Source organism: Nonomuraea sp. NPDC049637, assembly GCF_040675235.1.
Lineage (GTDB): Bacteria > Actinomycetota > Actinomycetes > Streptosporangiales > Streptosporangiaceae > Nonomuraea.
This window is the reverse complement of sequence record NZ_JBFAOM010000014.1, coordinates 58,889-84,907: the sequence shown is the minus strand read 5'-3', so window position 1 is coordinate 84,907 and position 26,019 is coordinate 58,889. Positions and strand designations below refer to the sequence as shown.

Sequence of the window (26,019 nt, the reverse complement as noted above, 5' to 3'; positions counted from 1 at the left end):
ATAAGTCTATACGTTCGAGATTCACCACAATTTTCGATTCCCTCGCCGGAAAACCTCGCCTCCTGGGGTCACACCCCCTTGATCTGCAGCTCAGGAGCCGTCATGTCGAACCCCTGTTTCCAGCAGCCCGGAAACCTTGCTCCCGAACCCGCTGATTTCGTCGGTCGGGGCCGGTTGCTCGCCACCCTCGAAAAGCGGCTCGGCGAGTCGCGGCTGGTGACCGTGACCGGTGTTGGCGGGGTAGGCAAGTCGCGCACAGCGTTCCGGCTAGCGAACATGGTGCGCTCCCGGTATCGAGACGGGGTGTGGTGGGTCGACCTGGGCTGGCTGAAGGACGCGGGCCTGATCAAGCACGTCATCGCCACGGCACTGAGCCTCCCCGAGCAGTCTTCACAGTTCGAGCCGCAGAGTCTGTCGGAGTGGGTGCGCGAGCGCGACATGCTGCTGGTCATCGACACGTGTGAGCACCTGGTGCAGGGCTGCGCCGAGGTGGTGCACGAACTGCTGAAGGCGGCGCCCGGTCTCAAGGTGCTCACCACCTCGCGACAGCGGCTGGATCTGCCGTACGAGCACGTCGTGCCGGTGCCCCCCTTGGAGGTCCCGGGCGACGACGCGCTGGAGAGCTTGTCGCGCAACGAATCCATGCAGCTCATCAAGGCCCGGGCCGGCGTCAGCGTGCCTGATCTGGCACTCGACCACGGCAAGGTCGTCAAGGGCCTGGCGCAGCTGTGCCGTCGACTCGACGGTCTCCCGCTGGCCATCGAGGTGGCGGCGGCCCGATTGCGATGGTTGTCGATAGAGCAGATGCTGACCGATCAGTTCGACCTGCTGGACAGTACGGGCAACGGCAAGCTGCTGCGCCACCGGACGCTGCGCGCCGTGATCAGCCGGAGCCACGGGCTGTGTGAGCCCGCCGAGCAGCTGCTGTGGGCGCGACTGTCTGTGTTCGCCCGTGACTTCGACCTCGACGCGGTCAGAGCCGTCTGCTCCGACGAAGGATTGCCGGCGGACACCGTTTCCGGACTGCTGAGCAAGCTGGTCGACAAGTCAATCGTGCTCTTCAGGAACGACCAGGGAAGCGGACGCTATGAGTTGATCAACGCCCTGGCCGTATATGCCGAGGAGCGGCTCGACGAACTCGGCCAGACGGAGCAGATCCGCCAGCGGCACCTGGAGTACTACCTGCGCCTGGCGCAGCGCAGCGAGGACGCCTGGTCAGGGCCACGCCAAATCTACTGGCACGTGCGCCTGCGCCAGGAGTACGGCAACGTGCAAAAGGCCCTCGAACATGCGCTGAAGTCGAGCGAAAAGGGAGCACTGGCGCTACGACTGCTGTCGTCACTGTGGTTCATGTGGGTCTGCTGCGGATTCACCCAAGACGGACAGCGGTATCTCGAACAGGCGCTGAAGGCCAACGTCATGCCCAGCAAGGATCGGTGCAAGGCGTTGTGGGTCTTGTCCTACGTCCTCAGCGCCCAGGGCGACAGCATGGGCGCGCAGGCGATGGCCGAGTCCTGCCTCGAGGAGGCGGCCATGGTCGGTGACTCGCGGGCGGCGATGCTCGCCTCCAAGATGCAGGGAACCGCGGCGTTGCTCCAAGGAGACTTGAACAAGGCCGGCGCGCTGCTGGGCATGGCGCTCGAGTTCAACACCGACAGCATGGAGCTCAATCCCGGCCTGCTGCCGGCCGTCATCGAGTCGGCGCTGCTGCTGACGGCGCAGGGTGCAACCTCCGACGCCGAGGCGTTGCTCCAGGACTGCCTGCGGATGTGCAAGGAGCGCGGCGAGCAGTGGGTCAGCTCTCACGCGTACTGGGCGTTGGCGGGCAGCATGCTCACCGCCGGCCGCATCGACGAGGCTCTGCTGAACGTCAGAGAGAGCCTGCGTATCAAACGGCGCTTCCACGACACGCTCGGCACCCTGCTGGCTCTGGAGACCGCCATGCGGATCTTCGTAAAGCTCGGACGGTTGCCGCTGGCCGCCCAACTCCTCGGGACGTTGCAGCACAACTGGCACATGGCAGGGGAACCTCAGATGGGCGCGCCATGGATGACGGAGCACCACAAGGAATGCCTGCGGGATTGCCGGCGACAGCTGGACGATCCGGCCTACAGGAGCGCCTTCGAGGAGGGGGCGCGACTCGACCTCGACGAGGCCTCCGCTCTCGCGCTCGATGAGGGGGACGTCCCCCCGTCCACCGCGCTGGAAATCAGAGTCACGGACGACGACGACAAGGCCTTCGCCAAAGTGGAGGATGCTGTCGTGCAGGTCGCGGGGGCCTTCGGGTTCGAGGTGCCCACCGCGCAGGGATCCCGCCACGAGCGTTATGTCATGAAATTTCGAGAGGCCACGTCGGACGGAACGGCCGACGAGCAACTCGAGGAGATGGATCGGGCCCTGCGTGACAAGACCCGTCGTGGCGAAACGGCCCAATCAGACGCGGTGGGCTCCCTCATCACCGTGCTGGAGGATGTGAATCGCGCAGTGGTGCTGGTCGAGCAGACGCTTCTCGTCAAGATGAACGGCCGGATCGTCACCAGGCGACTGTCCACGGCCGAGCAGGCGTACCTGGACAATCATCGCCGCCTCTTCAACGAGCCAGCCGATCTGCTGCATGAGCTCGACCAACTGGAGCCGGACAGTGGACCGGACTCCCGTCGTAGAGTCAAGCGCGGTGATCGCGAGATCATCGTCGAACATCTGGGGGAGCCTGCTGCGCGGGCTCTGGACGCGTGGGCCGATGCTGCAAACTATGAAATATCGGTCAATTTGCCACTCTGGGTGAAAAGTGGGCACACGGAAAGCTGCCTGCTGGCCCTGATCGTCAAAACGCCTCGCGACAGCGGCCGGCGTACGAGCAAAGTCATCGCAAAAGTGTGTCCTCCTGGACCGTCATCACGTGAACCCTCCCAGCATCAACGGGCGTGGGATGCTAGTTCCAGGGCATTCCGCAGAGAGCATCTGGTCGCGGTCAAGCCGCATTCGCCAGCCATCGGCAATGCAGGAGGCTATGTGCTCCTGCAAGAGATCGCCGGAGGCAGTTTCGCCGGCATGTGCCAGATGGCGGAACTGGAGTCCCCGCCGGAGATCATCGACGCTTTCTCCGCGGTGTTGGACGGGTTGCTCTGCAAGTGGAACGGTAAGCGGGCTGATCCCTTTTCGCACATGGACTCAGGCGAGTACATACGCGGCGAGTTGCGCCGCAAATTCGAGCCGAGCGGCAAGCTGTACGCCTGGGCGGAGAAGAACGGGCTCCTCTCTCCGGACCGTCGTTGGATCATGTTCGAGGACGAGAGCAATGCCCGTCTTCTGCCGAACCCCCTAGCCATGGCCGCGGGAACCATCGTCGCCCGGGACAATGTTCAGCATCTGCGCGGGCTGGCTCACGGCGATCTGCATACAGGCAATGTCCTCCTGGAACGTACGCGGCAAGGGGAGCTCCCGTCGCAGCGGTTCAGGTTCGTCGACCTGACCACCTTCGACATCAGCGCACCACTGACCCGAGATCCGGCTATGCTTCTGCTCTCCATCATCGCCGGACGTATACCCCTCGACAAACGCGCTCAGGACAGATTGTCCGACCAAATCGCGCAAGGTGAGGGACGCCACGAACTCTTCGGACCGCTGATGCGCTTGATCCGCGACACCGACCGCAAACTGATACGTGACGATTTCCGCGAGGACTGGATCAATCAGCTGCCTTTGTCGCTGCTGGCCACCGCGCTCCTCCACTGCACGTTCAGTAACTTGGATGAGCGTACACGGTGGTGGTTCTTCCGTCTGGCTGCTCGATGTGGGGCGGAATATCTTCAAGCTACCGATTCATGGCCGTCCTCCAATGAAAGGCCCCATGTGGTTGGGCTGAAGGACATGGGAGGGTTCCTCATGTCTCCGCCGCGTCCGTGACGGTACGGGCGAGTTCACGTTGACACGACTGCGGGCCAGGTGCGGCCGGAGGATGGTTCGCGTCTAGCGGATGTGGTTGGCAGGGGCTTCGAAGATGAGGCCGCGGCCGTCCTCTTCGTCCCAGTCCTCTCCGACCTGGACGAAGCCGAAGCCCGCGATCGTGGCCAGGGATGCCACGTTGTCGGGGCTGATCGTCGCCCGTACGGTCTTGACTGCCGGATCGGCCGCGGCTCGGCGCAGCAACTCGATCAGGATGGCTCGGCCGTACCCCTGGCGACGGAACTCCGGGGCGACCGCGTAGCCGATCTCCACCATGCCCGTCTCGTCGGGCGGTCCGTGAAAGCCGGCATGACCGACGACGACGCCTTCGGGCCCGGTCACCGTCTGCCGCACCATCCACGGTGCGTGGTCAGGGTCGGCGGCCATCTGGTCGATCCGGATCCGCCACAGCCATCGTGCTCTGTCTGTCAGGAAGTAATCGGTCAGAGCGACCCCGGCCGTATCGCTGGCTGTGGCCAGATCCCCGTCGAGCAGAGCGGACATCGCGGTGCTCGACAACTCGACGAAGCGCACCTGCTTCCGACTGGTGGGGTACGACGTCTGGCGATCGGCTTCATCTGTCACCGTGCGATGGTCGCAAGGTGTCCGACAGACGTCCACGAGTTTTTGGCCGGCGTGTGGCGCTCACCGTAGGGGCAGCTGCATGCGCGCCGGATGACGGGCCTTGATCGTAACAGATAGTAGTTGACTTATTACTCTATGCTTATGGTGAGGATTGGGTGGCATCCGCCGCTCCTGTCCCGAAGGGAAACCGATCATGCGACGCATCCCGATCGCATTGGCCGCGCTCGCCGCCGCCGGCGCCGTGGCGATGGCCCCGTTCGCCACCGCCCAGGCTGCCACCGCTGTTTCGCTCAACGCGCCGATGGCGCGGGCGGGCGAGGTCATCACGTGTCAGGAGGTGGACGTGCAACTGCTGGACATCTTCGCCCGCGCCTGCGACACCGGCCAGTGGGGGCCTCTGTCTGACTTCGTCATCAATTCCAGAGACCGGGCCGTCTATCGCTGCGCCACCGGCTGGGCCGAAGGCAGCCTGTGGGTCCGTGGCCAAGGATGCCGGCGGCTCCAGACCTCCTGACCGGCCGACGGTTCAGGCCGGTGGCTCAGGCCGCTGGCTTAGGTCGGTGGCCCGAGCCGTCGCGGGGGCGTGGGGGAGTCCGTCCGGGAAGTGTGCGAAACGCCGGGACTGGTGACTGCATCGTGAGCGCCGCCGGTCCGGCGGCGGCCGGGAGCGGCCGGAGGGCCGCTCACCCGGCGGGCCGATCCGCCAGGCGGCGCCGAGCGTTCCCGCCGGCCCTCCGCCCGCACCCCGCCCAGGCGCCCCGCCCAGGCGCCCCGCCCAGGCACCCGGCCCAGGCGCCCGGCCCAGGCACCCGGCCCAGGCGCCCTGCCCAGGCGCGCCGGCCGCGAGCGGCCTGACCGGCAACCCGTCGCGACCGGGCGACCGGGCGGCCGCGCGGGTGCGCGGCAGGTCCTGGCCGGTGCCCGCTGGACGCCGGAGCGCGCCGACATGGAGAGCGGCATACCTGCCCAGCGCGGACGCTTGGTCGAACCCCGGGTACGGACGGTGACGACAGTTCGGAGCGCTTCGCACGGGGGACGTCCATGACCGCGATCACCTTCGACCACGCCGCCACCGGCTACACCCTGGCCCAGGCCCGCCGCCTGGCTCACGCCGCCGCCCTCGCCTACAAGGACGAACCCGTGGTCCGGGCCACCGCCAGCAGCTGGGGCTTCGACCGCGTCAGGTGCTTCCGCGTGCCGCACGCCGCGCCTTTCCCGCTGGAGGACACCCAGGCGTACGCCGCGGCCAGCGACCACATGATCGTCGTCGCCTTCCGCGGCACCCGGCCCGAGGAGCTGCGCGACTGGCTCTCGGACGCCGACACCCTGCTCACCCCCTATGCCGCCGCCGACGGCAACATCCACGCCGGCTTCTACCGCGCCCTGGACGTCGTGCACCCCGCCCTGCTGCACACCCTGGAGGAGTGGCACACCTCGCGCCAGTCGTTGTGGTTCACCGGGCACAGCCTCGGCGGCGCGCTGGCCATGCTCGCCGCCGCCCGTACCCACTTCGAGGATCCGACGTTGCTCGCCGACGGCGTCTACACCTACGGCCAGCCCCGCACCTGCTGCCCCAAGCTGGCCGCCGCCTACGACCAGGCCTTCGGCGGACGCACCTTCCGGTTCGTCAACAACAACGACATCGTCGCCCAGCTCCCGCCCGCCCCGCTGTTCCACCACGTCGCCGAAGAACGGTACTTCGACACCCACGGCAAGCTGCACGACAGGATGCCGACCGTGACCGGCCTGATCGACCGGCTCGCCGGCGCCACCGCCGACCCGCTGGCCCCCGGCACCGACGGCATTCGCGACCACTTCATCGACGCCTACCTGGCCAGGTTCGACGCCGCCGAGCAGGAAGGGGCCTCTCCGGCCGCCGGCCGGAAGGCGCAGTCCGGCCGCGGCGGCGCCAGTGCGCTGAACGGCGTGCTGCCCAAGTAGGCCCGGCGCCCTGGCCGGACGGTGACGACCACCAGGCGCCGCCGAATCTGCGGCACCAGGCCCCGACGCCGCCGGACCTGCGACGCCGCCGAACCTGCGACGCCTGGCCCCCGACGCCGCCGGGAGGCCGCTCCGACGTCGTCCGGGCAGCGCGGTGGTGACGCGGCTCCCGAGGGGGTGCTCCGCAGCGACTTGACCCGCTGTGTGTGACATTGAGGAGATCTTGTCGGTGCGCGCTAGGGTGAGATCTCGTGCAGTCGCTCACGCCGGAGGACTTATCCCGGATCGGCCCCCATCGGCTGGTCGGGGTGCTGGGGCGAGGCGGTCAGGGAACGGTTTACCTGGGGCAGGGGCCGTCCGGCGAGCAGGTCGCGGTCAAGGTGCTGCACGCCGATGCCGCGGCGGACGAGAACGCACGCCGCCGCTTCCTGCGCGAGGCCGAGGCGGCCCGCCGGGTGGCCGCGTTCTGTACCGCGCGGGTGCTGGACACGGGCCTGGTGGGCGGCAGGCCGTACATCGTCAGCGAGCACATTCCGGGGCCGTCGCTCGACCTGCTGGTCAGGACGGAGGGGCCGCGTTCGGGCAGCGGGCTGGAGCGGCTCGCGGTGGCCACGCTCACTGCGCTGGCGGCCATCCACCGGGCCGGAATCGTCCACCGCGACTTCAAGCCGCACAATGTGATCATGGGTCCGGAGGGGCCCGTGGTGATCGACTTCGGGATCGCCAGGGTGACCGCCCAGACGGCCACGCACAGCGTGGTGGGCACCCCCGTCTACATGGCGCCGGAGCAGTTCGGCGGAGCGCCGATCACCCCGGCGGCCGACCTGTTCAGCTGGGCGGCCACCATGATCTACGCGGCCACCGGGCAGCAGGCCTTCCGTGGCGACGCCCTTCCCGCGATCATGCACGCCATTCTGACCCGCGAACCCGACCTGTCGTCCGTGCCGCCGGAACTGCGTCCGGTGCTGGCGGCGTGCCTGGTCAAGGAGCCCACCGCCCGTCCGGACGCCGCGGCCCTGGTACGCCGCCTGACCGGCGACGAACCCCCGGCCCCACCCGCGCCGCACGGGCCGTCCGGATGGGCTGTCCCTCCCCAGCCGCACGGGCCGTCCGGATGGGACGTCTCTCCCCAGCCTGCACCCAGCGACGGCGGCGGACGGTCGAAGAGGACCGCCCTGGCCGTCGGCGCTGGAGCGGTCGCTCTGGTGCTGGCAGTGGTGGGCGTAGGAGTCGTGGTCAAGGGCGCGGTACGGGGAGCGCCGTCGATCGGCCCGCTCTCCACCGCCGCTTCCACCCTCCAGCCAAGCCCCTCCGACACACCGATGCCATCACAAACACCAGCCCAAACACCAGCGCAGACGCCCTCGGAAAAGCCGCGCGAGGACCCGTTCACCCCCGCCGACCTCGACAAGGAGAGCACGGACCCGACCCCGATCACGGCCGACGCCCTGCTCCCGCAGTCCTTCACGAGTGCCATGGGGATACGTTTCAGCCGTAAGGCGGCCGGGGTGGAGGACTGCCCGAGCCCGTGGCCCGTCGCCAGGGTCAAGTCCGCCCTGCGCAAGGCGCGCTGCGACGACATGGCCGTGGGCGTCTACGTCGGCTCGGGCGCCCCGAAGGGACGTGTCATGGTGACCGTCTGGGTCGTCCCGCTGAAGGACTCGGGCCGGGCCCGCGCCGCGTACGCGAGGCTCAAGGACGTCCAGGCGCAGGAGTGGGGCATCCGCTGCCCGCAGACCGGTCCGGGGTCGACCGGAATCTGCTACACGTCCAACTGGTGGGACGTGCAGCTGTCCCCGTGGACCGGGCGGCGCGGCCGGTACGTGATCCGCACCCTGGCCGTCCACACGAACCTCACCAGAGCCGCCGCCGCGGCCGAGTGGCTCAAGGACGCCTCGCGCGCGGCGTTCGAGAAGTCAGGCCCCCTGGCCCACCAGAACGGACAGTGAACAATCCGGCGGCCTACGTGCGCATAAAGGTCAGATCCGAAATGTCAAGATCACTTGCTGCTCAAAGCCGTCTCCAGTCTCAGCCGATCTCTCCGTTAACTCCGGTCCCTTGCTGGGCGACGTTGATCGCGTAAAGATCCCCACGCAAGGAGCTGCCATGATCCGCGCACTCAACCAGCTGGGAGACCGCCTCCTCGACAAACTCCTCCCCTCGGCGAACGCCTCGGCCGCGTGCTGGACCGACTGGTGCTGCCAGGGCAAGTTCTGCCGGACCTGCTGCTACCACGACTCCAGCGGCACGGTCAGCTGCGGCAGCTTCGACTACTGCTGACGACTCCTCCCGATCTCCCATGACAGCCATGCAGTACGTCGCGCTGGCCTGCCGGGTGGCGCTGGGCGTCGTCTTCCTGGTCGCGGTGGCCGGCAAGGTGCGCGGCAGGTCCGCGTTCGCCGGGTTCCGCGGGTCCGTGCGCGGTCTGGTCCCTCTGGGGCCGCGGGCCGTCACGGCGCTGAGCGGCGCCGTCGTCCTGGCCGAGGGGTGCGTCGTCGTGCTGCTGGCGGTCCCCGGGACAGTGCGGGCCGGCATGGTGCTGGCCGGCACCGTCCTGGTGGGGTTCTGCGCCGGCATCGTCAGGGCGGTGCGTTCGGGCGCCACGACGCCGTGCCGGTGCTTCGGCGCCGCCGGGACGCCGCTCGGCCGCCGCCACCTCGTCCGCAACGCCGGGCTGCTCGCGCTGGTCGCCGCCGGGCTCGTGCCGGGGCACGCCGCACCGCATCCGGCGGGCGTCGCCCTGAGCGTGCTGGCCGGCGGCGTCCTCGCCGTCATCGTGATCTTCTTCGACGACCTCGCCGACCTGTTCGCCGCACAACCGCGTCACCCCTGAGGAGCCCGCATGCCCTATCTCGTCGCCGCCGTCGTCATCGTCGGACTGTTGTGCCTGGTCAACCTGGTGCTGACGCTGGCGGTGATCCGCCGCCTGCGCGCGCACACGCTGCGGCTGTCGGAGCTGGGGCCGACGCGTCCCCCGACGGTGCAGCCGGGCACGACGATCGGCGAGTTCAGCGCGGCCACCGCCGACGGCGGGACCGTGTCGCGCGCGTTCTTCTCGGGGATCTCCGTGGTGGCGGTGTTCTCCACCGAGTGCGCGTCCTGCCACGAGCTGCTGCCGGAGTTCACGTCCTACCTCGCCGACACGCGTCCGGAGCGGGTGCTGGCCGTGGTCACGGGCGACCCGGACGAGGCCCGGCGGTTCACCCGCGAGCTGACCTCGGCCACCGTGGTCGTGGAGCCGATGGGCGGCCCGGTGAGCAGGGCGTTGCAGGTCTCGCAGTTCCCGAGCTTCCTCCTGGTCGACGGTGACGCGGTGGTCGTGGCGGCCGACGGCGCACCGGGCAGGCTGCCGGCGGTCACCCGCCGATGACCCCTCCGGCCGGGCCCGGCGGCGCCGCCCGGGGACGGCGTGCGCGCGCGGCCGTGGGGCTCGCCTGGCGGGCGCACCCGGCCGCCGTCCTTGGGTCGGGGATCGCGGTGCTGCTCATGGGGCTGGTGCCGGTGGCCGCCGCGTGGCTGACCAAGCTCGTCCTGGACGGCCTGGCCGCCGGGGCGGGGCCCGCCGAGCTGCTGCCCCCGGGGGTGGCCCTCGGCGTGACCGGCCTGGCCGGCGCCGCCCTGCCCGCGGTCGCGGAGTACGCCCAGGAGCAGCTCCGCCGCGCGCTCCAGGTGCTGATCCAGGACCGGCTGTTCCAGGCCGTCAACGCCCATCCGGGGCTGAGCCGGTTCGAGAACCCGGCCTTCCATGACCGCATGCGGCTGGCGCAGGAGGCCGGGCAGAACGCGCCGCAGCGGATCGTCCGCTCGACCCTGGGGATCGCCCAGGGGGCCGTCACCCTCGCCGGGTTCACCGCGGCGCTGGCGGTGCTCGCGCCGGGGATGATCGCCGTGGTGGCGCTCTCCGCGATCCCCTCGGTCCGCGCCCAGCTCGACCTGTCCCGGCGTCGCGCGGGCATGATGTGGGGCGTCAGCTCCAGGGCCCGGCGGCAGATCTTCTTCGCCGGCCTGCTCACCAGCCCCGACGCGGCCAAGGAGATCCGCCTGTTCGGCCTCGGCGACCTGCTGCGCGGCCGGATGCTGGCCGAGCTGCGCGCGGTCAACGCCGCCGAGCAGGGGCTGGCCCGCCGGACCCTGCGCACTCAGGGCGCGTTGTCGCTGGTGGGGGCGGCCGTCGCGGCGGCCGGCCTGCTGTGGGCGATCATCGCCGCCGCGTCGGGCGCGCTGAGCGTCGGCGACGTCGCCGTGTTCGTCGCGGCCGTGGCCGGGGTGCAGTCGGCGCTGGCGTCGATCGTCGGCCAGTCGGCGGACGCGCACAACGCGCTGCTGATGTTCGGGCACTACCTCGACGTGGTGGCCGACCCGCCCGACCTGCCCGTGCCGCGGCGGCCGCGGCCCGTCCCGGCGCTGCGCGAGGGCATCGAGGTGCGCGACGTCTGGTTCCGCTACGACGACGCCCATCCGTGGGTGCTGCGCGGGGTCGACCTCTTCGTCCCGCGCGGCGGCTCGCTCGCGCTCGTCGGCCTGAACGGCGCGGGCAAGAGCACCCTGGTCAAGCTGATCTGCCGGCTGTACGACCCGGTGCGCGGGTCCATCCTGTGGGACGGCGTCGACCTGCGCGAGACGGACCCGGCCGAGCTGCGCGGCCGCATCGGCGCGGTCTTCCAGGACTACATGTCCTACGACCTGACCGCGGCCGAGAACATCGGGCTCGGCGACGTCACGGCGATCGGCGACCGGGAGCGGGTCGAGGACGCCGCCCGGCTGGCCGGCGTCCACGAGACGGTCGCCGGGCTGCCGCGGGGCTACGACACGCTGCTGAGCCGCATCTTCTTCGGCGACCGGGACGACCCCCAGGCCGGAGTCGTGCTGTCCGGCGGTCAGTGGCAGCGTCTGGCGCTGGCCCGCGCCCTGATGCGGAAGGGACGCGACCTGCTGGTGCTGGACGAGCCGAGCTCCGGCCTGGACGCGCAGGCCGAGCACGCCATCCACCAGAGCCTGCGCCGCCACCGCGCCGGACGCACCAGCCTGCTGATCTCCCACCGGCTGGGCGCGGTCCGGGAGGCGGACACGATCGTCGTGCTCGCCGAGGGCCGGGTCGCGGAGCAGGGCTCGCACGCCCAGCTGATGGCGCTCGGCGGGGAGTACGCGAGCCTGTTCACCCTCCAGGCCCAGGGCTACGAGCCGACGCCCCCTCCGGACTCGCGGACGGGCGACATCGCCCGGACGACGACGCCGAGCACGCGATCGAACGGCACGTAACCCCACACCCGCGAGTCCTCGCTGACCGGCCCGTCACCCAGGACCACCAGCCGCCCGGCCGGGACGGTGTCGCCCGGCGACGCCCCCACCCGGCCCGCGACCTCGGGCGGAACCGGGTCGCCCGGCACGGCCACCGCCCGCTTGATGAACCACGTGGCCGCCCCCGGCGCCGGCAGCGGCCCGGTGCGCCACTCGCCCCCGGGCGGCAGCGTCTGCAGCACCACGACCTGGCCGCGCCGGACGCCCGCCCCCGTCGTCCTGCGGACGAGCACCCGGTCGCCGGTGCGGTAGGTCGGCAGCATGCTCGCCCCGCTGATCCGGACGACGACCAGACGCCGCCGGGCGACGGCCAGCCCGGCGGCCAGCCCGGTGGCCAGGGCCGCGATCGGGACCAGCAGGATCAGGACACGCCGCACGACGCCCTCCCAAGTCGATCATCACCCGGTGACTGCCGACACTAGCGGCGGATCTCCGCGCCGGACAGCCCGTACGGCCAGCCGAAGGGGCCGCGCACCTCACGGCCCGGGCCGGCCAGGGTGGTCGAGGCCGGCGGTGAGCTGGTCGATCGCCGTGTCGATCCGCCGTCCGAGCAGGGCGGTGTCCGGCGGCCCCGCGGCGGCCGCGGTCTGCCGGAGCCACTGGTCGAGGACGACGCGCAGCGCCGTCAGGGCCGCGGCCGCGCACAGCAGCGGGTAGCCGGTGTCACCGGGACGCCCGGGGGCTGGGTGGCCGACGCGCTCGGCGATCGCCTCGGCCAGGGCCTGCTCCTGCGCGGCGAGCACGGCCAGTTGCTGCGGCACCAGCGTGGGCGCCGACCGGACGAGCTGCAACGCCCGGACGTGGTCGCGGCCGGCCGCGTCGCTCTCGTTCATGACCGTCAGCACGGCCTCGCGGAAGGCGCGCAGGACCGGCTCGGTGCGCGGCCGGGCCCTGAAGCGGGCGACGAGCTCCTGCGCGGCGGCGGCCAGCGAGGCCACGACCGCCTCCTCCTTGCTGGAGAAGTAGTTGAAGAACGTGCGCAGCGCGATGTCGGCCTCGCCGGCGATCTGCTCGACGGTCACGTTCTCGACGCCGTGGCGCAGGGCGAGCCGGAGCGCCGCCTCGCGGAGGGCGGCGCGGGTGGCCTGCTTCTTGCGTTCGCGGCGGCCGGGCGACGCGGGCCCCCCGCCGCCCGATGCGAGCTGAACCACCCCGGCCTCCTCTGCCACGGTCCTCATTATGGGCTCCGGCGGGGTGACGGGGCTCCGGCGGGCATCGCGCCCGCTCAGGGCCAGGCGACGTCAGGGCCAGGCGACGTCAGGGCCAGACGACGTCAGGACCAGACGACGGGCAGGGAGTGCACGCCGAAGATGAGCATCTCGTCGCGCACCGGCACCTGGCCGGCCGGCACGGCCAGCCGCAGGCCCGGCAGACGCGTGATCAGCTCCTTCAGGCCGATGCGCATCTCCACCCGGGCGAGCTGCTGGCCCAGGCACTGGTGCACGCCGTGCCCGAAGGCCAGGTGCGGGACGCGCGCGCGGTTGACGTCGAAGCGGTCGGCGTCGGGCCAGTGGCGGGGGTCGCGGTTGACCTCGGGCGTGGCGATCACGACGGTCGCGCCGGCGGGGAGGTCGGCGCCGCCCAGCGTGACGGGCTCGGTGGTGACGCGGCTGACGCCGAGCTGGATGATGCTCAGGAAGCGCAGCAGCTCCTCGACCGCGTTGTCGACGAGGGAGGGGTCCGCCCGCAGGGCGGCGAGCTGGTCGGGGTGCTCCAGCAGGGCGAACGCGCCCAGTCCGAGCATGTTGGCGGTGGTCTCGTGGCCCGCGCCGAGCAGGACGAGGGCGACGTCCACGAGCTGGGCGTCGGTCAGCGGCGGGTCGGCGTCGTGGACGAGCCCCGACAGCAGGTCGTCGGCCGGCTCGGCGCGCTTGGCGGCCACCAGCCGCTGCATGAACGCGTACAGCTCGGCGCCCGCCACGGCCCGCTCCTCGTCGGTGGAGTCGGCGTTCAGCCCGACGGAGGTGCGTTCCTGGAACTCGGCGCGGTCGGCGTAGTCGACGCCGAGCAGCTCGCAGATGACCAGCGACGGCAGCGGCAGCGCGAACGACGGCACGAGGTCGGCCTCCGTGCCGGCCGCCTTCATCGCCTCGATGTGCTCGACCGCGATCTCGGTGACCCGGGCCTCCAGCTGCCGCATGCGCCGGACGGTGAACTGGCCGGTCAGCAGCCGGCGGATGCGCGTGTGCTCGGGCGGGTCCATGAACACGAAGAAGCCGTCCTCGCGGCTCTCGACGGACGGGCCCGCCGGAAGGACGCCGGCCGCCTGCTCGGCCACCTCGTGCGGCTGCAGCGACGTGGCCTCGCGGTGGCGGACCCGGTCGGCGCTGAAGCGGGCGTCGGACAGGACGGTGCGGGCCTCGTCGAAGCCGGTGACCAGCCACGCCCGCGCGCCGTTGAGCAGCTCGACCGGCCGGACCCGGTCCTGGCCGCGCCGCTCCCGCAGGCCCGGCGGCGGGTCGAACGGGCACCCGCCGCGCTCGACCAGGTCGGCGGGCAGGATCCGGCGCATCGCCGCGGGGCTCGCGCCGGGGGAGTCGCCGGTCAGGCTGCGGTCGCTCATCGGCACGTCCTGTTCTCTCGGGGGTGCGGGCCGTTCCAGCGTACGAAGATGCACGACGCGCATCAATGCACGTTGTGCATGTCCATTCGGACGCCGGACCGAGGTGTGTTCGCCGGCCCACGGGGCAAAGGCACGCATCCGACAGCTCACCCGCACGGGAGGAACGTGATGACGCGACAGCCTGTACGAGCACCGGTTGCGGCACCGGGTGCGGGGGCGGCGTGAGCGGTAAGGGCTCGCAGGAGGCGACCTACGCGGCGCTGGCCGCCAACCTGGGGATCGCCGTCACCAAGTTCGTGGCGTTCTTCTTCACCGGCTCGTCCTCGATGCTCGCCGAGGGCATCCATTCCTTCGCCGACTCGGGCAACCAGGGGCTGCTGCTGCTCGGCCAGTCCCGCGCCAAGCGCGGGCCCACCCCGTCCCATCCCTTCGGCCACGGGCGCGAGCGGTACTTCTACGCCTTCCTGGTCTCGGTCGTGCTGTTCTTCGGCGGCGGCCTGTTCGCCCTGTACGAGGGTTACGAGAAGATCAGCCACCCGAAGCCCCTGGAGAGCTGGCCGTGGGCGATCGGGGTGCTCGTGGGCGCGATCGTCATGGAGGGGCTGTCCCTGCGCACGGCGGTGCGCAACGCCAACCGCGCCCGCGGGGGCCGGTCGTGGCTGCGCTACATCCGCGAGGCCAAGGCCCCCGAGCTGCCCGTGGTCCTGCTGGAGGACACCGCCGCCCTGCTCGGGCTGGCCTTCGCCCTCATCGGGGTCACGCTCACGCTGGTCGTCGGCGACCCGGTCTACGACGGCATCGGCTCGATCGCCATCGGCGTGCTCCTGATCATCGTGGCCGTCACCCTGGCCACCGAGACCAAGAGCATGATCATCGGCGAGGCGGCGTCGCCGGAGGTCCAGCGGGCCATCGAGGAGGCCCTGCGCGAGGACGACGCCGTCGCCTCCTTCACCCGCCTGCGCACCCTGCACCTGGGCCCGGAGGAACTGCTCGTCGCCGCCCGCGTCACCGTCGCCGAGCAGGGGGACGCCGTGGCCGAGGCGCTGGCCAAGGCGGAGCAGCGCATCCGCGAACGCGTCCCGATGGATACGGTCGTCTACCTGCAGCCCGAGGCCTGATCCTGCCACTGCCGGACCCACGAGCGGCCGTAGTCGTTGCCGTGCGGCGTGCGCAGCACGGTGTGGACGTGGAACGGCTTGGGCGTGTCGTAGTCGAGGAAGACGCCGCGGTGGTGGTCCAGCTCGGCGACGATCACCGGTGACTGCAGCCGGTAGTAGAAGACGTCGCCCGGCCGGTGGCCGCCGATCCAGCAGAACCAGGTCTCGTCGAGGTGCGCGGCGATCTCGCGCAGCCGGGCGGCGCGCGGCCCCGCCGGGAGCAGGCCGACGAACGACTCCGCGACGGCCAGCGCGTGCTCCCGGGCCGCCGCGGGCATGGCGGCGACCCGCACGCCCTCGAACGGGATCACGCGGTTGTCCTGGAACGCCCCGGCCAGATGGCGTTCGTCCCCCGGATGCACCCGTCCCTCGGGCATCGCCGGGTCGACCATGTGCTCGTAGACGACGGCCTGCCGGCGCTGCTCCTCGGGCAGGGCGGCCATCAGCCGCAGGCCGCGGGCGACCCGGTCGGCGAACAGGTCGCGCAGGCCGGCGTGCGGACCGGCGTCGATCTCGTCCGGCTCGGCGCCGAGGAACACCGGCGACAGCGCCATGCGGCCCTCGACGACCAGGCAGTTGAGCGCGCAGTGGTGGCCGTAGAGCTGCCAGCCCCAGGGGGCCTGCGGGCCGGGGGTGCCGTAGAGGGCGAAGTTGTAGCTGAACTCGTTGAGTATCGTCTCCAGGCCGACGACCTCGCCCAGGAAGCCGTTGACCCGCATCACCGCGCGGACGAGCCGGCCGCCCTCGGGCGAGAGCGAGGCGGCCACCAGCGCCAGCGCCTTCTCCCTGACGACCGGCGGTCGCAGGTCCAGCCGCAGACCGGTGTCGAACTGCAGGAACTCCGGGTTGGCCCAGGTCTGCCACGCCGCGGCGTCGGCCTCGTGCGAGAGGCGTTCGCGGCCCTCGTCGTCGAGGCAGGCCAGCAGGTCGCGGGCGGCCGACACCATCGCGGCGACCGGCGCCTCCTCGCCGGGGGCGGCCGGGGTCAGCGGGTACAGGCCGTCCCGCAGGACGCCGTCCTCGGTGACGCCGCGGAAGTCGCTCCCGTACAGCGGGGTCCAGCCCTCGATCAGGCCGCCGGTGAACGTCCCCGGTCTCCTGGCCAGCTCGCGGTAGGCGTAGGGGTCGAGGCCGCGCACGCCGGCCAGCCGCGGGTGGTCGTGCGGGAACAGGTACTGGCGGAACTCGCCGGGCATGAGGGGCTCTCAGGTCTGTCTCAGACGGTGGTGTTGTGCCGGGCGACGGCGGCCCGTACGGCGCTCTCGTCGCCGGCCGCGATCGCCTCGACCAGGTCGGCGTGGATCTGGTGGCGCAGCTCGCGGTAGCCGGCGCCGGCCGCGTCGTCGGGACGCGGGGACGCGGCGCCCAGATGGCCGAGCGTGCCGATGTAGACGGCTCGGGCCATGGCGTTCGGGCTGATGGCGGCGATGCGCTCGTGCAGGGCCCAGTTGGCGCGCATGAAGGCGTCCCAGCCGGGCGCGGCGCGCAGCCGCCGCAGCAGGCGGCGCAGGTCGGCGACGTCCCGGCGGGTGCGGTGGCGGGCGGCGCCGACGTCGATCAGCTCCTCCAGGTGGTCGCGCAGCTCGACGGCGTCGGCCACCGTGCCCGGCTCCTCGGCGACGCCGAGCAGGGTGTGCCGCAGCCGCACCACCGGGCCCGGGTCGGCGACGAACAGCCCGCCGCCGCGGCCCGGCCGGATCTCCAGCACGCCCCGGTCGCGCAGCAGCCGGACGGCCTCGCTGACCGTGGCGTAACCGAGGCCCGTCTCCGCGCGCAGCGACTCCAGCGTGCCGACCGGCTCCCCGGGCCCCAGCCCGCGTGACCTGATCCGCTCGTCGAGCGCGGCGGCCAGCCGCTCGGCCCGCGTGCCCGCGCCCTGCCCGAGCGCGGCGGCCGGTTGTCCGGGCGAGGAGGAGTAGGGCATAGTCCGGATCCAACCACAAAACCTGCGAATCTTTAGCAGGTTTTTCGCCGCCTTGAGGAGATGAGCGATGAGGATCGTCGGGATCCGCAGGAACGCCGCCGGGGGCGTCGAGGCCGGCGCGTTGTCGGCCGACGGGGCCGAGGTCACCGTGCTCGCCCCGCTGGAGCGGTTCTGGGCCGGCGCGGCCGGCTTCCTGGCCCGCGAGCCGGCCGGCGAGCGCGTCCCGGTCCCGTCGGTCACCCTCGTGCCGCCGGTGCTGCCGGAGGCCCGGGTGATCTGCATCGGGCTGAACTACCTCAGGCACGTCGCCGAGGGCTCCTACGCGGGGGACGGCGTGCCGCCGCACCCGACGCTGTTCGCCCGCTGGACGCGGTCGCTGACCGTGGGCGGCGTCCCGGTGCCGGTGCCCTCGGGCGAGGACGGCCTGGACTGGGAGGGCGAGGTCGTCGCGTACGTCGGCGCGCCGCTGGTGGACGCGGACCCGGAGGAGGCGCTGGCCGCGGTCGCCGGCTACTCGGTCTTCAACGACCTCACCGCGCGCAGGGCGCAGAAGCTCACCAGCCAGTGGATCCTGGGCAAGAACGCCGACCGTTCCGGCCCGCTCGGCCCGCTGGTGCCCGCGTCCGAGGTCGGTGACCTGCGCGACGGGCTGCGGCTGCGGACCCGGGTGAACGGCGAGGTCGTCCAGGACGGGCGTACCGACGAGATGGTCTACGGCGTCGGCGACACGCTCGCCCTCATCTCGCGCACGTTCACGCTGCGGCCCGGCGACCTGCTGGCCACCGGCACGCCCGCCGGGGTCGGTTACGCGCGCACCCCTCCGTGGCTGCTGCGGCCCGGCGACGTCGTCGAGGTCGAGGCCGAACGCCTCGGCAGCGTGCGCAACCCGATCGTCGGCAACGACGCGCGGGCGCTGACCGAGCCGGAGGGGTGAACCGCGGCCCGATGGCCGACACTGGGGTGGTGGAGACACGACCTGTCCGCGGCGGGGCGGGGCGGCCGGGGCACCGGCTGCGCTTCGGCCCGGCCGCCGAGGGCATCGAGCGGCTGGCGGCCTCGCTCGTCGGCGAGGCGTTCGCGCCCCACCGGCACGACACGTACGCGATCGGCGTCACGCTCGCCGGCGTGCAGACCTTCCGCTACCGGGGCGAGCTGCGGCGATGCCTGCCGGGGGAGTGGCACGTCCTGCACCCCGACGAGCTGCACGACGGGGCCGCGGGCACCGACGCGGGCTTCGGCTACCGGATCTTCTACGTCGACCCGTACCTGATCCAGGAGGCCCTGGGCGGCCGGCCGCTGCCGTTCGTCGCCGACCCGGTCGTGCGGCCCGATGGCATGTCGCCGGCGCTGCTCGCCTGGCTGCGGCACCTGGACGAGCCCCTGGAGGAGCTGGCCCGGCTGGAGGTCGCGCTGCTGGTCGCGGCTGCCCTGGAGCGCCACGCCGACGTCCCCGTCCGGCGGCGGCGCGACCCGCTCGCGGTCGAGGCGCTGGCACGGGTGCGCGAGCTCATCGCCGCCGACCCGGCGACCCGGCACCCGGTGGCCGAGTTCGAACGCGTCTCGGGGCTCGACCGCTGGACGATCGCCCGCCAGTTCCGCGCCGCCTTCGGCACCAGCCCGACCCGGTACCGGACGATGCGGCAACTGGACGTGGCCCGGCACGCGATGCGCGGCGGCCTGCCGCTGCGGGAGGCCGCGCTGCGGGCGGGCTTCGCCGACCAGAGCCACCTGACCCGCATGTTCAAGCGCGCCTACGGGCTCACCCCCGGCGAATGGACCACGGCCCTCACCTGACCCCCGGCGCGTCGAGCGCGTCGCTCACCTGGCTGCCGTCGGTCCTGGCCTCGATCGCGCGGATCACGGCCACCATGTCGAGCGTGCCGTGCCCGAGTGCCAGGGTCTCGGCGAACAGGGCGTGGCAGACGTCGATCAGCGGCGAGGCCACGCCCGACGCCCGCGCCGCCCCGGCGATGAGCCGGTTGTTCTTCAGCACGTCGGCGATGGCCGCCTGGGCGGCGAAGTCGCCGTCCAGCAGCTTGCGGACCTTCCCCCGCGACACGTCGCTGGCCATCGGGCCCGAGTCGAGCACTTGGGCGAAGCGGTCGAGGTCCAGGCCGTGCCGGGCGGCGAAGTGCGCGGCCTCGGCCAGGCCGCTGACCATGGTGATCAGGAAGATGTTCACCGCCAGCTTCATCAGCAGCCCGCCGGGCACCGGGCCGCACGCGATCGTCCCGGCGCACATCGGCGCGAGCAGGGGGGCCACCTCCTCGACCGCCGCGGGCTCGCCGGCCAGCATCGCCACCAGCCGTCCGGCCTCGGCCGGGCCGCGCGAGCCCGACACGGGCGCCTCGACGTAGTCGCCGCCGGCCGCCCGCACCGCCGCGCCCAGGTCCGCCGACCACGCCGGGGACGTCGTGCCCATGTGCACCACGATCCGCCCGGCGACCAGGGAAGCGAAGCGCGGCGTGCCGCGCCCGAGCACCGCGTCCACGGCGGCCTCGTCGGCCAGCATGAGCAGCACGACCCTGGCCCGCGCGAACACCTCGTCCGGGCTCGCCGCCACCTGCGCGCCGGCCGCCCGCAGCGGCTCGCACCCGGCCGTCGTACGGTTCCAGACCACGACCGGCGTGCCCGCCCGCACCAGGTTGAGCGCCATGGGCCGGCCCATGATCCCCAGTCCGATGAATCCCGTTCCGGCCATCCGCCCTCCCGCTCTCCGTGTCCCGCCGCCACCGTTGTAGCGGCAGGGACGGGCTGCGGTCTTGAACGGTTGTGCGGCCCCGGCCGGCGTCAGGGAGTGGTGACGTCGAGGTCGACGCTGGAGACGCCGAGCACGCCGTCGATCTCCAGCAGCTCGGTGATCAGGACCCCGACCGGCCCCGAGCCCTGGACGACGAGCCAGATCGAGATCGACTCCCGGTCCTCGCGCGGCCGGTCGCGTTCCAGGGAGAGCTCGGCGATGACGAAGCCTCTGTCGCTGCACAGCGCCAGCACCCGCCGCAGCGCGCCGTGACGGTCGAGGTAGGTCAGGTGCAGGCGCGACTGGGCGTACTTCGAGCGGGGCAGCCGGGCGCTGAGCGGGGTGAAGACGAGCAGGACCAGGAAGTGGCCGGCGGTGACGGCGACCGCGAGCAGCCACAGCCCGGCCCCGGCGGCCATGCCGACCGCGCAGGTCAGCCAGACCACCGCGGCGGTGGTCAGGCCGCGCACCGCGTCCCGGCGGACGAAGATCAGGCCGCCGCCGATGAACCCGATGCCCGACACGATCTGCGCGGCCACCCGGGACGGGTCGAGCGTGACGTGCTCGCCCAGGACGTCGGCGAAGCCGTACTTGGACACCAGCATGATCAGGGCCGAGGCGAAGCCGACCAGCGTGTGGGTGCGCAGGCCGGCGCTCTTCTGGCGGATCTCGCGTTCGAGCCCGATGGCGGCCGACAGGAGCAGGGCCAGGCCGAGTTCGCCCAGCTGGGTCCATCCTTGCCCGGCCAGTGCCGTCGTGACGAACGCCGTCCCCATTTGCCCAGATGTCCCCGGCGGGCGCGGGTCTCACACCTGCGCCGCTAGAAGTCAGTTGTCTGACTGAGTTTCTGTGCTACGGTTCTTCTTAGTCAGACAACTAACTAATGACTGAGGAGAACCACCATGTTCGTTGTCACGGGTGCCACCGGGAACGTCGGCCGCACGCTGGTCGGTCTGCTGGCCGAGGAGGGCCTGCCGGTCACCGCCGTCGCCCGCCGCGTCACGCAGGCCGACGTGCCGCCGGGCGTCCTGGCCGTCGCCGCCGACCTGGGTGACGTCGCGAGCCTGCGTCCGGCCCTGGCGGGTGCGGACGCGCTGTTCCTGCTGGTGGCGGGGGAGGACCCGGAGGGCGTGATCGCGGCGGCCAGGGAGGCGGGCGTGCGCAGGATCGTCCTGCTGTCCAGCCAGGGTGCCGGGACCCGGCCGGGGGCCTACCCGCACGCAGTCCGCTTCGAGGAGGCCGTCCGCGGGTCGGGCCTGGCCTGGACGGTCCTGCGTTCGGGCGGCCTGGCCTCCAACGCCTACGCCTGGGCCGAGCCCGTACGCCTTCACCGCACCGCCGAGGCCCCCTTCGGCGACGTCGGCCTGCCCTTCGTCGACCCCGCCGACGTCGCCGCCGTGGCGGCCGCCGTCCTGCGTGAGGACGGGCACGACGGGGCGACGTACGTGCTGACCGGCCCCGAGGCCACCACCCCGCGGGACCGGGCGGCGGCGATCGCGGCGGCGCTGGGCGAGCCGGTGCGGTTCGCCGAGCAGACCCGCGAGGCCGCCCACGCCCTCATGGCGCAGGTCATGCCGCTGCCCGTGGTGGAGGGCACGCTCGCCATCCTGGGCGAGCCCACCCCTGACGAGCGGAGCGTCAGCCCGGACGTCGAGCGCGTCCTCGGCCGCCCCGCCCGCCCGTTCGCCGCCTGGGCCGAGCGCAACGCCGCCGCCTTCCGCTGACCGCCGGCGACGAGCACGGCGGCGTGGCGAGCCGGCGGGCGCCGGACGGCCGGAAGCCGGTGACGGCGGGCGTCACCGGCTCCGGAGCCGCGCCCGTCAGGTGATCGGGCAGGTGTCGCGGTACTCCTCGATCGCGGTCCCCCGCGGGGCGGGGCACAGGAACTGGTCGTAGCGGGTGTCGTCGTCGACGAACCGCTTCAGCCAGGCCACCATCGACTTGGCCATCGTGGTGTTGGTGACCTGCGGGAAGAAGTGCGAGGCGCCGTTCAGCTCCAGGTACGCCTTCTCCACCGACGACGGGATCGACTGGTAGAACGGCTCGGAGTGGGTCGCCACCGGCGCGATCGTGTCGGCCTCACCCCCGATGATCATCGTCGGCACCCGGAGGCCCGACCAGCTCTTGGTGAGGTTCCACGGCGCGAGCGGCACCGCCGCCTGGAGCGACGGGCGCGCGTCGGCGGCCTCCAGCGTGCCGCCGCCGCCCATGGAGTGACCGGCCACCGCCAGCCGGGACGCGTCGATCCTGCTCCGCACGGCCGTCGGGCTGCCCGAGGTCAGGTAGTCCAGCGCGGCCAGGAGCTGACGGCCGCGGCTGGCCGGCTGGTCGTAGATCGTGGTGGTCTCGATGCCGATCACCACGAACCCGTGCGAGGCGATCCGCGGCCCCAGCCAGGCGAGGCTGGACCAGGTGGCCGTGTAGCCGGGCGAGATGGCGATCGCGCCGAAGGTGCCCTGGCTGGTGTCGGTCGGGTAGTAGACCGTCCCGCCGCCGAAGCCGGAGACGCTCAGCCGCGAGACGCTGAGCTCGGCGGTCGCGAACGGGCCGCGCGCGGCTTCCAGGATCGCGGAGGTCGGGTCGGGGCCGCGCTCGTACGGGCCGGCCGCGTGGGCGGCCGGCGCCGCCGCGACGCCGCCGGCGAGCAGCGTGACGGCCAGGGCGAGCTTGGTGAACGTTCGCGCGCTGAAGTGGGGGGTGGAGAGCTGCACGTCGTCGAACTCCCTGCTCATCGGGGAATGACTGCTGTCTGTCGCCATTGTCGGGGCGCGCAGTCAGTCGTGCATCGGTGAAATCACCGGTCTCGTGCCGCGCGCCGCCCGCGATGGAACCGCTCGGCGGCGTCGCTCAGGACATGAACCTGACCAGCTCCACCCGTGAGCGGATGCCGAGCTTGCTGAAGATGTTCCTGAGATGGTGCTCGACCGTGCGCCTGCTGAGGAAGAGCTGCTCGGCGACCTCCTTGTTGGTGGCGCCCGCGGCCACCATGCGGGCGATCTGCGCCTGCTGCGCGGTGAGCTGCGACACCGTCGCGTCCGCGGTCGGCCGGACCGGCTCGCCGGAGGCCCGCAGCTCGGCCCTGGCCTGCTCGGTCCACAGCCGCGCGCCGTGCCGTTCGAACGTCTCCAGCGCCGTGTGCAGGTGGTTCCTGGCCGCGCCGGGCCGCCGGTCGCGCCGCAGCGCGCTGCCCAGCAGCAGGTGCGTACGGGCCGCCTCGAACGCGCAGACGCCCTGGCCGTGCAGGCGCAGGGCGTCCAGGAACAGCTCCTCGGCCTCGCCGGGACGCACCGACAGCAGCGCCCGGCAGCGCGAGACCAGCGCCCGCAGGCCGGGGCTGCGTGTGCTGCCGACCCAGCGTTCGAGCACCCGCAGGGCGGCCGCGGCCCGCTCGCGGTCACCGGTGCGGGCGGCCGCCTCGATGTAGTGCGGGGTGGACATGACCTTGATGACGACGTGGCGGTTGCGCCGCTCGGCCCGCAGCCTGCCGGCGGCGTCGGCCACGCGGCCCGCCGCCAGGTCGAGGCAGGCCAGCGCCCAGTTGCCGACCGCGCCGGCCAGGCCCAGCTCGTGGGCGTCGGCCAGCTCGATGGCGGCGTCCGCGCGGATCCGGCACGTCTCCTGGTCGCCCTCCACGGCGGCGCTGACCGCCAGCCAGGCCAGGTGCTGGGCGGCGGTGTTGTGCTGGCCCGTCTCCCGGGCCAGCCGCAGGCCCTTCGCGGCGGTCGCGGCGACGGAGGCGTACCGGCCCATCCAGACGTCGGGGTAGATCGTGAACTCCAGGAGTTGCGGCACCGCCGACGCGGCTCCGCGCAGCCGGGCCTCCTCCACGGCCCGCGCCGACAGCCGGTGGGCCACCGCGTCCTCGCCCAGCAGCATGCCCGCCACGCAGGCCCACGTGAGCACGGCCGGGTCGCGTACCGACCCGGCCAGCTCCAGCACCCGCCGCAACGGCCCGGCGGCCTCCTGGTGCAGGCCGCTGAAGGTGTGGGCCATGCCCGCCAGGTACTCGAACATGAGCTGCGCCGGCGCCGGTTCGTCCGGACGCCGCAGCGCCGCCGCCTGCCGGGCGATCGCGATGAACGCCCGGTTGTCGCCCGCCCGGTAGCTGGCGTCCGCCGCCCGGACCAGGGCGCGCACGCCGAGCTCGCGGTGGCTGTCCAGCAGCCGGCGGGCCGCCGCCAGCAGCTCCTCGCGGGCGCTGCCGGTCTCGCCGCCCAGCAGCTCCAGGCTGCCGCGCAGCAGCTGGACGTGGCCGCGCAGCTCCTCGGGCGCGCCGGGCGACCGCAGCCGGGCCAGCAGGGAACGCGCGGCCCGGGGACGTCCCGACACCCAGGCGTGCCTGGCGGCGGCGGCCAGTCGCTCGGCCTTGACCGCGGGACGAGCGGTCAGCTCGGCGGCGCGCTCCAACGCCAGGTAGGGCTCGGGGAACCCGGCACGGCACGCCGAGGAGCTCCCCGCGGCCCACCGGACGGCCAGCGCCGCCCGCGCCAGCTCGTCCCCGGCCTCCTCCGCCCCGCCGTCTGCCGCCCAGGCCCGATGCCAGGCCCGCCGCAGCCTCTCCCAACCGTCCGCACGGCCCCCGTCCGGGGCGAGCAGGCCGGCGAGGAGGCGGTGGGCGCTGCGGCGCTCGGCCAGCGACGCCGCGTGGTAGGCGACCGACCGCATCGCGGGTGCGCAGAACGCGAACGCGTCCCCGTCGGCCCGCAGGACGCCCGCCCGTTCGGCCGGTTCGAGCACGGACAACGCGCACGCCGGGCTCGCCGCCCTGGCCAGAGTCGCCACGTCCAGGGCCGGATCGGCGGCGATCAGCAGCGACAGCCGGCGCGTACGCGCGGGCAGCCGGGCCAGCACGCCCGTGTGCTCCCGCCACAACCGCCCACCAGGAGGCAGGACGGCGGGCGGCGCCGCGAGCCCGGCCCGCTGGTCGGGGGTGAGCGCGCCGATCAGCTCGCGCAGCGCCAGCGGGTTGCCGCAGGCGATCTGGTCGAGCGCGGCCGCCAGGTCCTCGGCGAGCCCGCCGGGCACCAGGTCCGCGGCCAGCTCCCGCACCGCCGGCCCGTCAAGCCCGCGCAGCTCCCGGACGGGCACGCCCTCCAGCGGCCACATCGCCCCGGCGTCGAACCCCTCCTGGACCGGCACGTCATCGGCCCCCCGCTCGCCGGAGGTCGTCCCTGGGGCGAGGGCCGGGGGCCTGGTGGTGAAGAGCAGGACGATCGGTTCGCAGGACAGGCGGCGGGCCGCGAACGCCAGCGCGTCCAGGCTCGCGGCGTCCAGCCGGTCGGCGTCGTCCACGCAGGCCAGTACGGGACGCTCGGCGGCGACCGCCGACAGCAGCCCCAGCACGGCGGCGGGCAGCGCGAGCCCCGCCGCGCAGGTCCCCGACTCCAGGGCCTCGGCCAGCGCGCGGGCCTGGGCGGCCGGCAGCGTCGCGACGGCCGCGGACACCGGCCGCAGCAGGCCGTGCAGCCCCGCGTACGGCACCCGCGACTCCGACTCCACCCCCGACACCCGCAGCACCCGGAACCCGGGGGCCCGCGCGGCGGCCAGGTCGAGCAGCGCGGTCTTGCCCATGCCCGCCGCGCCGGTCAGCAGCAGCGCCCCTCCGGAGCCGGCCCGGGCGTCGTCGAGCAGCCGCAGCAGGACGTTCTCCTCCGCGTCGCGGCCGCGGAACACGGGAACGCGCGTGACTGGTGACACGCCGTCCAGTGTCACGCGCGGGTGCCGCCGCTGAAAGAGGCCGCCGCCGACGGAAGTGCGGCCCGACCGTACGAGAAGGGGCGGACGGGAGAAAGTGTGGCATTCCGGTGACAGCAAGCGCTTGGTGACCTACCTTGAGTCCTGACCGTCAAGGAGTGCCGATGCGGAA

Annotated in this window: 22 protein-coding genes; 12 read left to right on the top strand and 10 right to left on the bottom strand. The window is 72.7% G+C overall.

What is annotated here, in order from left to right; translation table 11 throughout:
- Nucleotides 1-102 precede the first annotated feature (102 nt).
- Nucleotides 103-3,906 (top strand): NB-ARC domain-containing protein, encoded by a 3,804-nt coding sequence (locus tag AB0J71_RS20965; protein WP_352318826.1) that lies wholly within the window; start codon nucleotides 103-105, stop codon nucleotides 3,904-3,906.
- 63 nt (nucleotides 3,907-3,969) lie between these two features.
- Here AB0J71_RS20965 and AB0J71_RS20960 read toward each other — a convergent pair whose 3' ends face one another.
- Nucleotides 3,970-4,530 (bottom strand): GNAT family protein, encoded by a 561-nt coding sequence (locus AB0J71_RS20960; protein ID WP_364415579.1) that lies wholly within the window; start codon nucleotides 4,528-4,530, stop codon nucleotides 3,970-3,972.
- Nucleotides 4,531-4,723: 193 nt separating this feature from the next.
- Here AB0J71_RS20960 and AB0J71_RS20955 point away from each other — a divergent pair, with 193 nt between their 5' ends.
- The 7 genes from AB0J71_RS20955 to AB0J71_RS20925 all read left to right on the top strand — a co-directional run bounded on the left by AB0J71_RS20955 (nucleotide 4,724) and on the right by AB0J71_RS20925 (nucleotide 11,730).
- On the top strand, nucleotides 4,724-5,044 hold the full coding sequence (locus AB0J71_RS20955) for a hypothetical protein (protein WP_364415577.1): 321 nt from the start codon (nucleotides 4,724-4,726) through the stop codon (nucleotides 5,042-5,044).
- A gap of 527 nt (nucleotides 5,045-5,571) precedes the next feature.
- On the top strand, nucleotides 5,572-6,471 hold the full coding sequence (locus AB0J71_RS20950) for a lipase family protein (RefSeq protein WP_364415575.1): 900 nt from the start codon (nucleotides 5,572-5,574) through the stop codon (nucleotides 6,469-6,471).
- Between the two features lie 251 nt (nucleotides 6,472-6,722).
- Nucleotides 6,723-8,420 (top strand): serine/threonine-protein kinase, encoded by a 1,698-nt coding sequence (locus AB0J71_RS20945; protein ID WP_364415573.1) that lies wholly within the window; start codon nucleotides 6,723-6,725, stop codon nucleotides 8,418-8,420.
- A 157-nt stretch (nucleotides 8,421-8,577) separates the two neighbouring features.
- On the top strand, nucleotides 8,578-8,751 hold the full coding sequence (locus AB0J71_RS20940) for a hypothetical protein (protein WP_352318817.1): 174 nt from the start codon (nucleotides 8,578-8,580) through the stop codon (nucleotides 8,749-8,751).
- A 28-nt stretch (nucleotides 8,752-8,779) separates the two neighbouring features.
- Entirely contained in the window at nucleotides 8,780-9,304 is a 525-nt protein-coding gene (locus AB0J71_RS20935) for a MauE/DoxX family redox-associated membrane protein (RefSeq protein ID WP_352318815.1), read from the top strand.
- Between the two features lie 9 nt (nucleotides 9,305-9,313).
- Nucleotides 9,314-9,841: a TlpA disulfide reductase family protein gene (locus tag AB0J71_RS20930; protein ID WP_352318813.1), complete on the top strand. Its 528-nt coding sequence runs from the start codon at nucleotides 9,314-9,316 to the stop codon at nucleotides 9,839-9,841.
- Nucleotides 9,838-11,730 (top strand): ABC transporter ATP-binding protein, encoded by a 1,893-nt coding sequence (locus AB0J71_RS20925; RefSeq protein WP_364415571.1) that lies wholly within the window; start codon nucleotides 9,838-9,840, stop codon nucleotides 11,728-11,730. Before AB0J71_RS20930 ends, AB0J71_RS20925 begins: the two co-directional genes overlap by 4 nt.
- Here the strand turns inward: AB0J71_RS20925 and AB0J71_RS20920 are convergent.
- The 3 genes from AB0J71_RS20920 to AB0J71_RS20910 form a co-directional block, all read right to left on the bottom strand.
- Complete coding sequence (locus tag AB0J71_RS20920) at nucleotides 11,646-12,146, bottom strand: S26 family signal peptidase (RefSeq protein ID WP_364415569.1); 501 nt, start codon at nucleotides 12,144-12,146, stop codon at nucleotides 11,646-11,648. The genes AB0J71_RS20925 and AB0J71_RS20920 overlap by 85 nt on opposite strands.
- Nucleotides 12,147-12,245: 99 nt before the next feature.
- On the bottom strand, nucleotides 12,246-12,920 hold the full coding sequence (locus AB0J71_RS20915) for a helix-turn-helix domain-containing protein (RefSeq protein ID WP_352318808.1): 675 nt from the start codon (nucleotides 12,918-12,920) through the stop codon (nucleotides 12,246-12,248).
- A gap of 122 nt (nucleotides 12,921-13,042) precedes the next feature.
- Nucleotides 13,043-14,332: a cytochrome P450 gene (locus tag AB0J71_RS20910; RefSeq protein ID WP_364415567.1), complete on the bottom strand. Its 1,290-nt coding sequence runs from the start codon at nucleotides 14,330-14,332 to the stop codon at nucleotides 13,043-13,045.
- A 221-nt stretch (nucleotides 14,333-14,553) separates the two neighbouring features.
- Here AB0J71_RS20910 and AB0J71_RS20905 point away from each other — a divergent pair, with 221 nt between their 5' ends.
- On the top strand, nucleotides 14,554-15,450 hold the full coding sequence (locus AB0J71_RS20905) for a cation diffusion facilitator family transporter (protein ID WP_352318804.1): 897 nt from the start codon (nucleotides 14,554-14,556) through the stop codon (nucleotides 15,448-15,450).
- Here the strand turns inward: AB0J71_RS20905 and AB0J71_RS20900 are convergent.
- Both AB0J71_RS20900 and AB0J71_RS20895 read right to left on the bottom strand, forming a co-directional pair.
- Complete coding sequence (locus tag AB0J71_RS20900; protein WP_364415565.1) at nucleotides 15,429-16,685, bottom strand: DUF3500 domain-containing protein; 1,257 nt, start codon at nucleotides 16,683-16,685, stop codon at nucleotides 15,429-15,431. The genes AB0J71_RS20905 and AB0J71_RS20900 overlap by 22 nt on opposite strands.
- Before the next feature lie 20 nt (nucleotides 16,686-16,705).
- Nucleotides 16,706-17,413 (bottom strand): FCD domain-containing protein, encoded by a 708-nt coding sequence (locus AB0J71_RS20895; RefSeq protein ID WP_364415563.1) that lies wholly within the window; start codon nucleotides 17,411-17,413, stop codon nucleotides 16,706-16,708.
- A 67-nt stretch (nucleotides 17,414-17,480) separates the two neighbouring features.
- Between AB0J71_RS20895 and AB0J71_RS20890 the strand changes: the two genes are divergently transcribed.
- Together AB0J71_RS20890 and AB0J71_RS20885 are read left to right on the top strand one after the other, a co-directional pair.
- Complete coding sequence (locus AB0J71_RS20890) at nucleotides 17,481-18,347, top strand: fumarylacetoacetate hydrolase family protein (RefSeq protein ID WP_364415561.1); 867 nt, start codon at nucleotides 17,481-17,483, stop codon at nucleotides 18,345-18,347.
- Nucleotides 18,348-18,376: 29 nt separating this feature from the next.
- The gene (locus AB0J71_RS20885; protein WP_352318799.1) at nucleotides 18,377-19,207 is read left to right on the top strand and encodes an AraC family transcriptional regulator; all 831 of its coding nucleotides are present in this window, start codon (nucleotides 18,377-18,379) and stop codon (nucleotides 19,205-19,207) included.
- On the opposite strand, the gene AB0J71_RS20880 is transcribed toward AB0J71_RS20885, so the two are convergent.
- Nucleotides 19,200-20,114, bottom strand: coding sequence for an NAD(P)-dependent oxidoreductase (locus tag AB0J71_RS20880; protein WP_352318797.1), 915 nt, complete (start codon nucleotides 20,112-20,114; stop codon nucleotides 19,200-19,202). The two genes, AB0J71_RS20885 and AB0J71_RS20880, sit on opposite strands and share 8 nt — an antisense overlap.
- A gap of 89 nt (nucleotides 20,115-20,203) precedes the next feature.
- The gene (locus tag AB0J71_RS20875) at nucleotides 20,204-20,929 is read right to left on the bottom strand and encodes an MgtC/SapB family protein (protein WP_352318795.1); all 726 of its coding nucleotides are present in this window, start codon (nucleotides 20,927-20,929) and stop codon (nucleotides 20,204-20,206) included.
- 126 nt (nucleotides 20,930-21,055) lie between these two features.
- On the opposite strand from AB0J71_RS20875, the gene AB0J71_RS20870 reads away from it, so the two are divergent.
- On the top strand, nucleotides 21,056-21,877 hold the full coding sequence (locus tag AB0J71_RS20870; RefSeq protein ID WP_364391188.1) for an NAD(P)H-binding protein: 822 nt from the start codon (nucleotides 21,056-21,058) through the stop codon (nucleotides 21,875-21,877).
- A gap of 96 nt (nucleotides 21,878-21,973) precedes the next feature.
- On the opposite strand, the gene AB0J71_RS20865 is transcribed toward AB0J71_RS20870, so the two are convergent.
- Nucleotides 21,974-22,885, bottom strand: a complete 912-nt coding sequence (locus AB0J71_RS20865) for an alpha/beta hydrolase (RefSeq protein WP_364415559.1) — start codon at nucleotides 22,883-22,885, stop codon at nucleotides 21,974-21,976.
- Between the two features lie 115 nt (nucleotides 22,886-23,000).
- Complete coding sequence (locus tag AB0J71_RS20860; RefSeq protein ID WP_364415557.1) at nucleotides 23,001-25,850, bottom strand: LuxR family transcriptional regulator; 2,850 nt, start codon at nucleotides 25,848-25,850, stop codon at nucleotides 23,001-23,003.
- Between the last annotated feature and the right edge of the window lie 169 nt (nucleotides 25,851-26,019).